General features: G+C 45.5%; 11 protein-coding genes and 1 other annotated feature. Of the genes, 1 reads left to right on the top strand and 10 read right to left on the bottom strand.

Annotated features, from left to right (window positions below; all coding sequences use genetic code 11):
* The first annotated feature begins 27 nt into the window (after nucleotides 1-27).
* Complete coding sequence (locus HP398_RS03130; protein WP_173621801.1) at nucleotides 28-1,248, top strand: MFS transporter; 1,221 nt, start codon at nucleotides 28-30, stop codon at nucleotides 1,246-1,248.
* Between the two features lie 49 nt (nucleotides 1,249-1,297).
* Here HP398_RS03130 and tyrS read toward each other — a convergent pair whose 3' ends face one another.
* The 10 genes from tyrS to HP398_RS03080 all read right to left on the bottom strand — a co-directional run bounded on the left by tyrS (nucleotide 1,298) and on the right by HP398_RS03080 (nucleotide 14,663).
* Nucleotides 1,298-2,566 (bottom strand): tyrosine--tRNA ligase, encoded by a 1,269-nt coding sequence (gene tyrS, locus HP398_RS03125; RefSeq protein ID WP_217368469.1) that lies wholly within the window; start codon nucleotides 2,564-2,566, stop codon nucleotides 1,298-1,300.
* Nucleotides 2,567-2,624: 58 nt separating this feature from the next.
* Nucleotides 2,625-2,854: a binding site (T-box leader), on the bottom strand.
* A gap of 75 nt (nucleotides 2,855-2,929) precedes the next feature.
* The gene (locus HP398_RS03120; protein ID WP_173621800.1) at nucleotides 2,930-4,429 is read right to left on the bottom strand and encodes an ATP-binding cassette domain-containing protein; all 1,500 of its coding nucleotides are present in this window, start codon (nucleotides 4,427-4,429) and stop codon (nucleotides 2,930-2,932) included.
* 313 nt (nucleotides 4,430-4,742) lie between these two features.
* A complete protein-coding gene (locus tag HP398_RS03115; protein ID WP_173621799.1) occupies nucleotides 4,743-6,407 on the bottom strand; it encodes a DUF6138 family protein in 1,665 nt (554 codons plus the stop codon).
* A gap of 38 nt (nucleotides 6,408-6,445) precedes the next feature.
* Entirely contained in the window at nucleotides 6,446-7,507 is a 1,062-nt protein-coding gene (locus tag HP398_RS03110) for a suppressor of fused domain protein (protein WP_371736712.1), read from the bottom strand.
* A 148-nt stretch (nucleotides 7,508-7,655) separates the two neighbouring features.
* Nucleotides 7,656-8,294 carry an RNA ligase family protein gene (locus HP398_RS03105; RefSeq protein WP_173621798.1) on the bottom strand — a complete coding sequence of 213 codons (639 nt, stop codon included), beginning with the start codon at nucleotides 8,292-8,294 and terminating at the stop codon, nucleotides 7,656-7,658.
* Between the two features lie 14 nt (nucleotides 8,295-8,308).
* On the bottom strand, nucleotides 8,309-9,271 hold the full coding sequence (locus HP398_RS03100) for an AAA family ATPase (RefSeq protein WP_017248460.1): 963 nt from the start codon (nucleotides 9,269-9,271) through the stop codon (nucleotides 8,309-8,311).
* Between the two features lie 110 nt (nucleotides 9,272-9,381).
* Nucleotides 9,382-10,200 carry a hypothetical protein gene (locus tag HP398_RS03095; protein ID WP_173621797.1) on the bottom strand — a complete coding sequence of 273 codons (819 nt, stop codon included), beginning with the start codon at nucleotides 10,198-10,200 and terminating at the stop codon, nucleotides 9,382-9,384.
* Nucleotides 10,201-10,306: 106 nt separating this feature from the next.
* Nucleotides 10,307-11,782 (bottom strand): protein adenylyltransferase SelO, encoded by a 1,476-nt coding sequence (locus HP398_RS03090; RefSeq protein WP_173621796.1) that lies wholly within the window; start codon nucleotides 11,780-11,782, stop codon nucleotides 10,307-10,309.
* 320 nt (nucleotides 11,783-12,102) lie between these two features.
* Nucleotides 12,103-13,131, bottom strand: a complete 1,029-nt coding sequence (locus tag HP398_RS03085) for an alcohol dehydrogenase catalytic domain-containing protein (protein ID WP_173621795.1) — start codon at nucleotides 13,129-13,131, stop codon at nucleotides 12,103-12,105.
* Between the two features lie 32 nt (nucleotides 13,132-13,163).
* Nucleotides 13,164-14,663: an aldehyde dehydrogenase family protein gene (locus tag HP398_RS03080; protein WP_173621794.1), complete on the bottom strand. Its 1,500-nt coding sequence runs from the start codon at nucleotides 14,661-14,663 to the stop codon at nucleotides 13,164-13,166.
* Nucleotides 14,664-14,689 lie beyond the last annotated feature (26 nt).

Genomic DNA, 14,689 nt, shown 5'->3' with positions numbered 1-14,689 from the left:
CGAACATGTGGAGAGGAGATTCAGCTTTTGAACAGACAGCAAAAGTTCCTAACTTTTACCTTATTTATATTGACCTTCGTTCTGGGTACGAGTGAATTTGTCCTCATCTCGCTGCTTAGTGATGTGGCATCCGAGTTGGGCATTTCGATTTCAACAGTAGGATCGCTCGTGTCAGCCTTTGCCATTTCATTTGCCATCGGTACACCGATCTTAACTGCGATATTCAGCCGATTTGCCAAGTATCCACTCATGCTTACGTTGATCGGCATCTTTATTACAGGGAATATTCTAACTGCCCTATCCGAGACGTATGTATTGCTTCTTGTTTCCAGAATCTTGACTGCCGTTGTGACCGGGGTTTTGATTGCACTTGCCATGGCGGTTGCCAGTGAAACGATGCCTGCTGAGAAAAGGGGGACCGCTATTTCGATCATTTTTTCGGGCTTCACGATCGCCAGCGTTATTGGGGTGCCACTTGGTACTTTTATTGGGCAATGGGGAGGTTGGCAAATGGCCTTTTGGTTTGCGGCGCTACTAGGCGTCATTTCTCTCCTTGCCAGTGCAGTGACCATCCCAAAAGGATTGAAGGGATCGAGCAGTTCCTTGCAAAAACAAATCGGGTTACTGACCCATACACGTATCATCATCGCTTTTTTTATCCCGGCATTAAGTATCGCAGCAACCTATACGGTATATACGTATTTAACTCCTTTGCTGCAAGAAGTGCTCTTCGTACCGAACCAATCGATTAGTCTCGTATTTTTACTGTACGGGGTAATTTCGATCTTTAGCACGTTGATTGGTGGAAAACTGGCAGCTCACAACGGGATTGGAAAGCTTCGGTATGTGTATCTGATGCAAGCCGCTATTCTCGCATCTCTTTATGTTTCGTCCCATACCCTTCTAGGTGGATTCATCAGCTTATCGTTTATGGCCTTGGTCGTTTATATCATGAATTCCACGATGCAATTGTATTTTATTGATTTGGCCGATAAACATTTCCCGGCTGCCAGAGATTTGGCTTCCTCATTAACTCCTGTATCAGTCAATGTTGGGATCGCCCTCGGATCAGCTTTGGGTGGATTTATTACGACAAACCGGGAACTCATTGATGTTTCCTGGGTTGGTGCGATTGTCGCGATCGCAGCATCGTTGCTGACTTTTATCAGCTATAGTTTAGATCGCAAAGCGGTGTCCTTCCACAATCATACGTTGGAGGACTGTCAAACACGAAAATCATGCAATTAAAAGAAGAAGCTTCCCTTCAGGTTTCCAGGGAAGCTTCTTATTCCTTCATCTATTGAGACAATTTTACCAAGCTGTAGTTTTTCTTGCCTTTGCGGATAATGATGAAGCGACCGCCGATAGCGAGACTTGGCGTTACTTCCAGTTCCAGATCGGAAACCCGCTCGCCATTCATCGAAATAGCGCCTTTTGTAATATCCTCACGTGCTTGACGCTTGGATGGCTCAATGCCGATCTCAACAAGCCAGTCAACGATGTTCTTCGTTTCGAGCGTAGATTCGTACGTCGGCATTTCTTTGAAACCTTGCTCGATCTCATCTGCCGATAGCGATTTAATATCACCAGTAAACAAAGCTGCTGTAATACGCTTCGCCTGCTCCAGCAATTCCTCACCGTGTACAAATCTCGTCATTTCCTCCGCCAGCGCTTTTTGCGCCTCGCGTTTGTGTGGCTCGGTCTGTACTTTTTCAGCCAACTCGTCAATTTCCTCTTTAGAAAGGAACGTGAAGTATTTCAAGTATTTCACAACATCGCGGTCATCGGTATTTGCCCAGAATTGGTAGAATTCGAATGGTGTTGTTTTGTTTGGATCAAGCCAGATGGCTCCCCCTGCTGTCTTCCCGAATTTCGTACCATCTGCCTTCAGCATCAGAGGAATGGTGAGACCGAATGCTTTTGCTTCTGATCCTTCTTTTTTGCGAATCAGATCAAGACCGCTAGTAATGTTGCCCCATTGGTCGGAACCGCCGATTTGCAACTGAACATCTTCATGATTGTACAGATGCAGGTAATCCAGCGATTGCAGAATTTGATAGGAAAACTCCGTAAACGAAATGCCGCTTTCCAGTCTGCTCGATACAACATCCTTGGCAAGCATCGTATTGATGCTGAAGTTTTTTCCGTAATCCCGCAAAAATTCAATGACATTGATCTTATGCGTCCAGTCGTAGTTGTTCACCAAACGGATTTGGTTGTCGCCTTCTGTAATGAACAGCTTTTTCATCTGTGCGGTGAGTTTGTCGACGTTTTCCTGAATTTGTTCCAGTGTTTGCAAAGAGCGCTCGGATTGACGGCCGCTCGGATCGCCAATCGTACCTGTTGCACCACCGATCAAAATAACTGGACGATGACCAGCCAGCTGGAAGCGTTTCAGTACCATGAAAGGAATCAAGTGACCGATATGCATACTGTCACCTGTTGGATCTACACCACAATATAACGAGACTGCTTTTTCATTCGTTAATTCTCGCAGTCCTTCTGCATCTGTTTGCTGATTGATGGCATCGCGCCATTCGAGTTCGTCGATAATATTCACTGCCATACACTCCTTCAATCTCCTATGGTAAAAAAACAAAAAATCGCCCCTTGTCTATTGTAGACATAGGGACGATTGAATAACCGTGTTACCACCCATCTTGCACCAATGGACCCATGCGTTAACGCAGGCCATTCATGCCACTCGTAGCGAGTTATCGTTCGCGATTCCGCTCGGCATTACCCGAGATACTCCAGAGTGTAATTCGCTCGCTTATTGTGTACCGGGTTCCATCAACCCCCGGCTTTCTAGAACAGGGAATAAGCTGCTACTGGGCTCTTTCAACGTATGTTTCATATGAAATTAAAGTCAGTATATTGAATTCAAATAGCAATGTCAACCATGTAGCAATGATTCCGCCATTATCCTTTATTTTATTTTCATGAGACCTTCGGCAGTTAGCTCATAAACAGTTGTTGCGACTTCATGTAAATACCGTCGATCATGCGAAATACTGATAATCACACCGTCAAAAGCCATTAAGGAGCGACACAGAACAGGAGTCGTCAAAGGACTAAAGTTTCTGGTCGGTTCATCCAGTATCAATATTTCACACTGATCCAAAATCATTTTTACCAGAAGCAATTTCGCTTTCTGTCCCCCAGATAAGTTTTTAATGGGTTGATGCATCTCCTCTTTTGTAAAATTCATACTGCCTAAATGCGTATACGCTTTGGTAATCGCATCTTTATTCCCGGTTCTTTCCAAGAATTCAATCGGTGTTTTCGTTGAATCCAGTCGGTCTTCATAGTTTTGGGGCATGTAACCGATCTTTAATGACGAGTGCTGGACTAGCTCATCCATGATCTTTTTCAACAACGTCGTTTTTCCGATTCCATTTTCCCCAATAATCGCGACTTTTTCTGGTCCCTTGATCGATAAATGAATCTGTTTCGATAGCTGTTTGTTCGCTATTTGCAGTACTTCCAATGAAAACTCGAGGATTTGTTTACTACCAGGCACATGTACCGCAGAATCAAATCGGAATTCGCTTGCTTCTTCTACACTTGGTGCCTCTAGAAACGTTTCCGATGCTTTCTCCATACGCTCTCTTTGATTTTTCAGAGACTTGATCTTCTTTTGCAGTCGCGGGTCCGAGCGGGATACGTTCCGATGTTGATGTTCTGCCTTATTCCAAACGTCATGCCATTTCTCCATTTGCTTTCGATGATCAGAAGCTTGCTTTCTGGCTATCTGCTCTTGTTTGTTCAGGTGGCTCTCACGATTCGCGAGGTAATTCTCATATGGTTCTCTTGAAAACGTATATTTGGGTACTTGTTTGCGCTTCGTCAGTTCCATATGAAGGATACCGTTTGCTGTATTCGCAATAAATGTTTCGTCATGCGATACGTATATGACAGGAATAGCCGTCTGTTGGATAAATTCTTCTAGCCATTCCATTGTTTGAATATCCAAATCATTCGTGGGTTCGTCCAGTAATAGAACATCAGGCTTCTGTGCCAACAGACTTAAAAAGCGGTATTTGAAACGCTCACCACCGGACAGAACACCCATCCTTTTATCTGAATCCAATGCATGAATGCCGAGATCATCCATCGCTCTTACCAGTTCTTTGGTCCATTGATTTTCGGCAAAGAAGTCGGCAATGGTCATTTGTTTTTCTTCGTCCGATAGCTCCTGTGAAAGAAAACCCATGGAACATTCGTTTCTCAACACTTTCCCTTCAAATGTGCAATACTCGGCAATCATTTGTTCCGCGTAAATCAATTTTAATAAGCTGCTTTTTCCATTTCCCTCTTCCCCGATGATGGCAATCTTGTCGCCGTTTTGCAGGGTCAGATGCAAATTTTGAATGAGAGGCCTGCCGTCTTTTTTGGTGGTAATCGTGATATTGTGCAGTTCAACCATTTGGATTCCCCATTTCGTTTTTCCATTTCTCGTCCTTTACTCTTTGTTCATCTGTATCACCCCCTTTTTTGACAACAAAAAAAGATGCTTCTGTCCAATAAACAGAAGCATCTTGCTCTCGTTCTAGAAAACGCTATATGGAAAATAAACCATACAGGAATTCAAGATATAAATTTGCGGGTGAAATTGGCTTCTTGTTTATTTATTATAGGATTGGCTTTTCCAATAAATAAACAATTGCGCAAATGATTCACCCTCCGTTCCATGTAGTTGAATTCAATATAGCATGGCCTTCTAAATATTGTCAATGAAGCTATTCGACCAAGGCTAGCAGTTGTACAAGCTTGTCTTTGATCGGGGAAGATTCCTTCTTTACCGCCTGTGCGAGCTTCTTATTCCCGCCGAAAAGGCGATAAATAACGGTTTCCCGCAGGTAATCTTCCATCGCTGCAAGCTCCCCTATGAGTGCGTCCACCAGTTCTGCACGATCGATGGTGATATTTTTCAAAGGCTTCGCCGAGTCGCTACTGCCAAGCACCAGAGAGACGAGTACTGGCATATTCTCTACGGTTACACCATGCGCCTCGATAAACGCAATAGCAAAATCGTCCTGAGCAGACTGATGCTCCGTGTCGACCAGCTCCATATAGCGACGAAAGAGTGGAAAATAATCGTTGCTAGACAAGCCGAGAGCCAATACCGCATAGGTGCCAGGCATGACGGATTTCTCACTAGGCTCTACATCCCCGTACCACGCAAACTCTTCCATCGCAAGCTCAGCATATTCTGCGATTTTCGGGTATAAGACAGGATAACGGGACGCATTCGCAAAAAACTGGTGGAGACCTGACTTCGCCAGCTTTTTTACTGGTAGGTAGTGCTTTTCGCTGCTCTTCAGCTTGAGCTTGTACCCTTTGGGAAAACCTTCACGCAAAAGACCGTTGATAAAATCTAGTGCTTCTCCGTAGGCGGCTTCTTCCTCAGATACGATACGGATGTCGATCGCTTGCAAAACGTCATTGGCGCTTGCTTGAATCAGAGTGCCTTTATACTCGTTTTCAAAGCGACCGCTGCCCCGTTTTACATAGTCCGTAGCCTGCTTGGAACCGAGCTGAACAGCGAGGTCCAGAAACTTCTTGCGGGTGTCTGGTTCCTTGTTACCAATTGCGAGAGCGATGTACAGGAAAAAGTCCAGCTCCTCCATTTCTGGTTCTTGACGCTCCTGCTCAGGTTTCAAAGCCCAATCCAGTCCATAATGCCCGGTACGATCGAAAAATTTGACTAAAAAACGCTCATCCGCCCAGCCTTTTAAAGCCAAAGTAAAGTAGTATGTCCATGAATCACTGCGCTCTTTATTGGAGCGCAGCTTTTCGCTAAGACGCTGGATGAGCGGTTCGATAACTTCCTGCTTTTGTTCCATCAAATCGGGATTGACGAGACAATGAGCAAAGAAAAAATCATCTTTTTCATTCGGACGTACGGGAAGCTCCTGCTTAATTTTTGTCTCAATAAATTGATCCAATGCTTGTTTTAGACTCTCGCGTTTTTGTTCGTTTACGAAATGGTGAGTATGGCATTGCATCGATTGTTCCCACTCGAATTCGAAGACGAGCTCGAAGCGGTAATTAAAAAAGTGAGAAGCATAGTCGGTGGAATGAAAAAGGGATTCCATGCGTTCACACAGTGCGGGCAAAAATTCTTGCATGAGAATTTCCTCTGTAAGCTCCTCCATGTAAGGACCCGCGTCGTATTTGTACGAGTCGTCACTCCAACTGTAAGGTTCATGGACATCCACGTGGATTTTGCCATTGGCCCAATTGAGTTTTCCTTTTCTCCATGCCACTCTCAGGTAGTCTTTGATCCCGACCTGCAGTCGACTCCAGTCTTTGATCTCGTTGATCCGCTGGTTCTCTTTTTTGTAAATTTCTTGGATGGAAGTCCATACTTCGTTTAGAAATGCTTCTGCTGCCTGATTCATTGACTGACTCTCCTCCTCGCCAAAACAGCGCTACGGTCTTAACCGATGACCTTGACGACATTGCCCTCGCTATCGGTAATATTGGTTTTCACAATGTTTATGGCAATTCCTTTCAGGGAAGGCATCTCAAAGCTGCTTTCCTTTGGAAGCAACTGCTTGGTAAGCGCAATCGTTGTCGCATCATCGAGGACAAATCGAATGACGTCCTCTTCTGGAATACATTCAGGCTTTTCTCCTGCCTCAAATACAACCCGGACATCAGGTCCCAGCAGGCTCAGGCTTTCCCCTTTTCGCATACGTCCGCGGAGAATCTTTCCGATGACTTCCGCTTGCTTCGCTCCCAGCTTTAAGGTCGAAGGTGTTTTTTTCAAAAAGCCTTTTTTACCTGACTCCCATCCTAGCTGGCTGACATACAAAAAAGCAGTGTTGGAGCCTTCTTGTTCCATTCCTTTTTGAACAGCATCCGAAACTGTAGAGTTGCGAAGGAGAGAATCTCGCTCGAGATCGGTTATGTAGGAAGGCATGTACGGCAAGCCAGATTGGAGTACGCCACGTGTATTCCAAGCCATCATCGCATCGAGTTCATCACCTGTGATTCCGACCATTTGCAAGAATTGCACCCGACCATGCGGCGTATCGATTTCGGGAAGCTGTGGGTCCATGACAAAAGCGAGCGCAGTCAGTTGGGTATCGGCACCCAGGCATATCGGACCGTTTGCATCCAAATGATCACCAGCTTGAAAAACATTGCCGGTGTTGAATACGTAACGCGCCATGTTTTGAAGCAGGTTCAGCGCCCAAGCAGGCGGCTCTTCCTCGTCGTCCTTTCGTGCCAATCGAAACGTCAATTCAAAGCCAAAGCCGCTTTCCTCTTCATTCTCGGATTCCTTTTCATATAACTCAGTAAAACCATACGTGACAAAATGCCAATGCGGGTAAGGCTCGTCCGCTTTGTAGGCACTTATTCCATCCAATGGATCCTGACCACCCAGCGCATACGAGATGAGCGTCCCGTAATGCTTAGGCTCCTGCTCTCCATAAATCTTTCTCATCTCCTGATCAATGGCATCCCAGCCCGCTGACATCATTTCTTCATTCACTTCTTCGTTCATTTCTTCGTTCATCTCTCTCGCCTCCTATGGAATGACTGTCTTAACAATAGCCAAAATGGAATTTGGATACTCTATTAGACGGTCAATACCACTTAGCAAATTACATTGTTCTCATTCCCTTCTATATCAAAAGTCTTTAACTGGTTTGTGTTATCCCATTCGGAACAACTGGCTTCGATAACCAGTGCTGGTCGGTTTGCACATGATTTTTACGCACAAACTTGGCGGCAGATTGTTTAAAATCTTCGTATGGAAACCTCTCCGTTACTCGTACCACGTAGCCCTCTTGTTCCCCGCCGTAGACAGATTGTTTGGTGTAGCAACTTTTTATGGTCTCTTCCTTCCAAATCCCTCTATATAAGACAGGCGCTGTTTCTAAGCCAAGTAGTTCGGCCCATTCTACCGTTTCGTCCCAAGACAAGCATTCATTGTTTTCATTCCAGATAGAGAAAACGTAGAAATAGCTCGTTAGGTGTTCGTAATAGATGGAGTGCAGCGCAAATACATTTTCTCCGCAAATTCTCCAGCCTTCCGGGATATGAAACGAAATCGTCCCGTGCAGCATCTTTACCCAATGTCTAGATGCGTGGTCTTTGCTATCCATTGACCTTGCGTGGATATGATTTCGGTAAAGAGTGGTATTTTCGCCATCCAACTTCTCTGTCACGACTACTTCTTTTCCCTCGAAATGATGAACCGTTCGCAAAATTTTATCATCGTCGGTTCTACTTCTTGACCAGGGTAAATGAAAGGTTCTCGGGTATTTTTTCAACATCGTTATTCACCTCCTTATTTCGCATAAGCATCACCTTCCTTAAAGAAGTACAGCTTCCATAGGTACTCATCGCCCAACAAATGATAAATCTCGGAAATATCTTGCTGCGTTCCGTAGTTAATCTTCATGTGCATTTGAATCAGGTTGACGACTTCGAAGATAAAATCATCTTCGAATCCTAATTCTTTTAAAAAATGGCAAGCAATTTGCGCAGAAACATGCTCATGTCCGTAGTAGGAGTAATGGCCTTTCATCGGCTTGTAGGTTTTGCAAAATGGTTTTCCTGTATCGTGAAACAAGGCGACCACTTGCATGAGAAATTTATCTTCTTCCGTGTAAAAGGCGTTTACATAATCGAAAACATGATAGGTATGCTTGCACAAAGGGTACTGATGATAAGGGTTTTCCTGATTAAACTGATACATCTCTTGGAAGATCGGAATCGCATTCAACTTGGCAAACAGCTCTTCATAGGAAGGTTCATTTTGAAGCAATTGAACAAACTCTTCTTTTCCAATGGCATAAGGAGCTGGTTCGTGCAAGAGATGAATGTGATCCCAACCTTCATTCTTAATAGGAAAATGGAAGTTCTTCCGCATCTTCGCCAAGATGTATTCGTCTACGGTTCTCTTTCGGGATCGATTGCGTTCTAGGCAAACAGAATAGGGAACATCGAAGTAATAGCATACCTTTTGGACATCGGGAAATTTGGCAAGGACCTTCATTCTTTTCTCTCTGTCAATATTGGTTGCGTCTAAGATGACATTCTTTCCAGTCGCCAGCTCCGTTGCGATTTTCGAATAAACCTCAAAAAATACTTGCGCTGACCTTTTTTGCTTTCGCTCATCACCGAATAAGTTTTGGCGAATTTCATCCGTAGACACGATGGTTGCCCGTTCCTTTTTGGCAATTTCTTGTGCCCACTTGCTTTTGCCACTGCCCGCAATGCCTGACAGGACGATTAATTTCTTTTTCACTTATATCTCACCTCCTTTCAATAGAAACTAACTTTTCGACTTACTTTTCCAATATTATACACACTTCGCGTATAGATGGCACCCTTCTTTGTTCCTAGATTTTCCGTTCTTTACAGCCACGGACCAAAGAAGTTCTGGACAGCTTGCTCGGAATAGCTATCTTCACCGCGCCAATTCACGACAGCGAAAAAGTCGTTCTTCCCGCCACGTCCTGGTCTGTCCTTGCTTGGAGCCAAAATTCCAGCGGATGCAAGAATTTCCATGAAGACATCCCGTTCATTCTTGCTAGACGGAAAGGCTCCAGTAAGGCGCTTCTCCAGTTGACGGGCGGCATCGGTTGGCTCACTGCTGGCGATGATGGCTAACACCTGACGGAGGATGGCTACATCTTCTTCCTGTACCGTAAGATTTTCTTCCTTGCTTAACAGCTCCAGATCAAGCATGAGGTACGGTAGATAATTCAGGCGGATGCCTCCCCATTTGATTCTTTCGAAATTCAGGACATTCATGTCTTCATTCGTATACTGCTCTCGACTTGCAATATGATAGCGGTCGCAAAGATGGCAGTCTCCGTACATGGCGAAATAGGTACCGTTTTCTGGATTTATATACTTGCCGACGTTACTTTCGAATGTATGGGCTGTCAAAGACTGAGTCAAAGCCCAACTAGACAAGGCGCTGCGCAGGTACACCTTTCGCGTCGAGAGGCTGTGTAAAAATGCTGCGGCGACTTGTTCTTTCGTCACTTTTTCATGCTGAGCAATGATTTTCTCTATGCACTCCTCATGACTGATCGTCAGCGGGTCAAACATGAGGCCTTTGCTTTTGGCGTATTCAAAATCTGCTCCCGAAAAATCGAATGGGCGACTCTTCCATCCGTTGCTGCTCCAAAATGTTTTCACCAAGATTTGCTTTGCTTTTTTATCCATAAAACGATTGCTCCTTTTTTCTTTGCTTTCCATATTTTAACGCGGATCGGATGTATGAAAAAAGAGTCCAACGTGTGAAAGATCGTTGGACTCTGATTGCTTGCTATCACGTACCGCAAAACGTTTGGTAAGGACGTGCCGATTCCGCTGGTAAAGTCGTGTATGCTACCTGTTCAGGCGTGTACGCATATGGATCAGAAAGGACTGCCAAAAGCCGTTCCATCACAGTGTTGTCGCCCTCTTTCCATGCTGCTTCCAACGCTTCTTCTACACGATGGTTTCGAGGGATGACTGCCGGATTGCTGTTTTTCATTACCTGTTGTACCGCTTCGATGTCTTCTGGCTGTCTTGTTAGTCGTGCTTTCCACTGCTCATGCCATTCCGTGAATTCGCTCGTGCCAAACAGCACGGTACCTTCTGGTTGATTGATCGTGAGCGCACGGAATGTATTCGTATAGTCTGCACCGTGCTCCTTCATCATGTTGAGCAGACCTTCGATCAACGCTTCGTCTTGCTCCTCTTCGTTAAACAGTCCAAGCTTTGCCCGCATTCCTCTGAGCCAATTGCTGTGATACAGCTTGCTAAATTCGCCAAGGGCATCTTCAGCCATTTTCACAGCCTGCGCTTCATTTTCATGCAGCAACGGCAATAAGGTTTCCGCAAAACGAGAGAGATTCCACACAGCAATGTACGGCTGATTTCCGTAAGCATAGCGACCTTGAACGTCAATGGAGCTAAATACCGTTGCGGGATCATACGCGTCCATGAAAGCGCAAGGACCGTAATCGATGGTTTCGCCGCTGATCGCCATGTTGTCGGTGTTCATGACTCCGTGAATAAATCCTACGAGTTGCCACTTGGCAATCAACTCCGCTTGACGCTTGATAACTCCCTTCAGTAGGAGGAGATAACGGTTTTCTTCTGTTTCGATCTCTGGGAAATGTCTTTGCAAGGTGTAATCTGCTAACGCGCGGAGATCTTCAATCGAGCACCATCTTGCCGCGAATTGAAACGTGCCTACTCTGATATGACTGGCTGCAACACGCGTCAAAATGGCACCAGGCAGCTCGGCTTCGCGATAGATAGACTCGCCGGTTGTCACTACTGCAAGGCTCCGAGTGGTAGGAATTCCGAGTCCATGCATGGCCTCACTAATGATGTATTCGCGCAGCATCGGGCCAAGGGCCGCTCTACCATCGCCGCCGCGTGAATAAGGTGTTCTGCCTGAACCTTTCAGTTGGATATCAAATCGCTCTCCGGAAGGTGTAATCTGCTCTCCAAGCAGAAGGGCCCGTCCGTCGCCCAGCATGGTAAAGTGACCGAATTGATGTCCGGCATATGCTTGCGCGAGAGGCATTGCGCCTTCTGGAGCCTCGTTTCCCGCGAGCATGGCTACAGCATCGGCGCTTTGAAGGGCTTCGGCGTTCAGCCCGAGCGACTTTGCCAATGACTCGTTTAGAATGGCGAGCTTCGGTAAATGCACAGGAGGTGGGCTCATTCGGGAATAAAATGATTTCGGCAGCGTTGTATAGCTGTTGTCGAAGTTCCATCCCGGTTCAATCGTTACTTTTTTGTCCGTCATTGTATCTCCTTTTATCCATTGGTGTATTTGAATGGAAGTAACTGTACACTTGATACATTTTGCCAGTTTATTATACCCTTTTCACGCAAGATTGGAGCACATTGGTCAGGTGAAAAAACAAAAAAAACGCCGGATTTCCCCTCGACGTTTTCCTTCGGTGTTAACAATAGGATGCTCACTAAAGCCATGAGAACCATCGTAATAAAAATCAAACTGGCAGATTGGAATAATCAATTCTTGAGATAACATTTCGTTTGCTAAAAAGAGTCTGCTGTGATAACCAGCAGACTCTTCCCAATGTTCGCAATGACTAGCTTGTCTTATTCGAATTTTGTGACAACAAATGTTCCGGTCAGCGTATTTTGGGTCATTCCTTCAAAAATGTCGTTCACTTCAGAAAGAGAAACCTCGCGATTCACCATTTTGCTAGGAGAAAGTTTTCCTTGCAACACAAAAGAGAGCAAAGAGGAGTAACCATGAACCGGCATGCCAAAGGTAGAAAGGAAGCGAATCTCTTTCTTGACCATTTCAGTCACAGGGATCGTAACATTTCCACCATCGTGTGTAATAAGCCCCCCTTGCAAGTGACGTCCGTCCTTTTTGAGGCTGAGAATCGAGTTTACACATGTTTCGGAATGGCCCAGTGCATCTACAGACACGTCCGCTCCACCCTTCGTGAGTTCCATGATGGCTTCGACGGGGTTCGTTTTACGGCTGTTAATGGTATAAGCTGCTCCCATCTGCTTGGCTAACGCTAAATTCGTATCTTGAATGTCCACACCGATTACATTTGCTCCCATTGCTGAGGCAATGTTGATCGCAGAAAGTCCAAGTCCACCACATCCATAAATGGCCACCCACTCCCCAGGCATAACTTGTGCCCGATCGACCAGACCATGGAAAGCGGTCATGAAGCGGCAGCCCAATGCCGAAGCATCGAGGAAGTCAATTTCCTCTGGTAAGTGGATGACATTCCGGTCTCCTTTTGGAACGGCGACGTATTCTGCGTAGCCGCCATCATAGGACATCCCGGGGAATGACCTGGAGTCACACAGGTTTGACTTCCCACTGAGACAAAAAGGGCACGTTCCATCACTTCCGATAAATGGAACAACTACCCGATCTCCCTTTTTAAAATGGGTCACTTCCCTACCCACTTCTTCTACGACGCCGCAGAATTCATGACCCAAAATACGGTTTGCCGGTTGTCCATGCAGCCAAAAATGCAAGTCACTCCGGCATACTCCATTTGCCATTACTTTAATAAGAATCCCGTCTTTATCAGGTGTGGGATCTTGAACATTTTTTACTTCACATTTCTGTTTATCTACGAGTACCAGTGCCTTCATTCTGTTTACCCCCTGATATGGTTTTGATTGATCTAATTGAGGTTAATTAAGACACTTTTCGTTTTTGTGTATGCTTCAATACCTTGATAGCCCATTTCCACGCCAATTCCGCTATGCTTATGCCCACCAAAGGGAAGACCATTATCCGATTTGAGGTAAGTGTTTACCCAGACAGTTCCTGCTTCTAACGCATCAATGACTTTATGCGCAGTTGTCAAGTTTTGTGTCCATACACCGGCAGCCAATCCGTATTCGGTTTCGTTAGCTCTTTCAATGACTTCCTCTATCTGTTCAAACGGCATGACGCACAAGACAGGGCCGAATATCTCCTCTTTTACGGCAGTGCAATTTTCTTCGAGATCAGTAAGAATGGTAGGCTCCAAATAATTACCGCCTGCCAGCTCGCCCTCTTCTAGAACGTTCCCACCTATTAAAACGGTAGCTCCTTCTTTTTTGGCGATTTCAATATAATTTTTCACCGATTGCAAGTGCTCTTTGGAAATCAGCGGTCCCATCTGAGTAGCTGGGTCTAGTGGGTTCCCCACTTTCATTTTTTGTGCCATTTCAACCAATTTTTCTGTGACCTGTTGAAAGACTGACTTTTCCACATAGAGCCGAGTCCCTGCCACACATATCTGGCCCTGGTTGGTAAACATTCCTATAAACGCGCCTTGAATCGCTTTGTCTAGGTCAGCATCCGCAAAAATAATGTTTGGTGATTTTCCGCCTAATTCCAGTGTGATTTTTTTCAGAGTGTCAGCGGATTTTCTCATGATGCCTTTGCCCACTTCCGTTGACCCTGTGAAACCGATTTTGTCGATATCAGGGTGACTCGTGATCGCTTCCCCAATTTTACGGCCGGAGCCTGTTACAATGTTCACCACTCCTGCGGGGAAACCCGCTTCCATGATCAGCTCACCAAGTAGCAAAGTTGTAAGGGTGGTTTGCTGGGAAGGCTTCAAAATCACGGTATTCCCTGCGGCCAGCGGAGCAGCTAACTTCCAGACAGTCCCCAGCAAAGGATAGTTCCATGGTGTGATTTGTCCGCATACCCCTAAAGGCTCTCTTCGTGTATAGGCATGAAAATTGCCACCTGATGTAAGCGGTATCGTTTGTCCTGTTAATTTTGTCGCCCATCCGGCATAATAGCGCAAATGAGCGACTGCACTTGGGACGAAGCCGTAGCGTGTTAGCGTAATCGTATTTCCGCCATCCAGCGTCTCGAGATAAGCAAATTCTTCGACGCGTTGTTCCAGCAAATCGGCGAGCTTATTGAGGAATTTTGTTCGTTCTGCAGGAGAAGTTTTGGACCAAGGCCCGTTAAATGCTACTCTTGCTGCACGAACTGCTTGATCTACGTCTGCCTCGTCTCCTTCATAAATTATCGCAATGACCTCCCCATTTGCTGGATTGATAGATTCGTAGGTTTTGCCGGAGAGAGAAGGAACCCATTCACCGTTGATCAGCATTTGTTTTGTGCCGGAAAGGAACTGTGCTACGCTTTCTTGCGGTACACCCAAAACTTTGGACATGCTTTTCATCTCCTGTCATTTGCTTT

The organism is Brevibacillus sp. HB1.4B (genome assembly GCF_013284285.1).
Taxonomy (GTDB): domain Bacteria; phylum Bacillota; class Bacilli; order Brevibacillales; family Brevibacillaceae; genus Brevibacillus; species Brevibacillus porteri.
The sequence above is the reverse complement of the archived record's forward strand: the minus strand, read 5'-3'. Positions and strand labels throughout refer to the sequence as shown.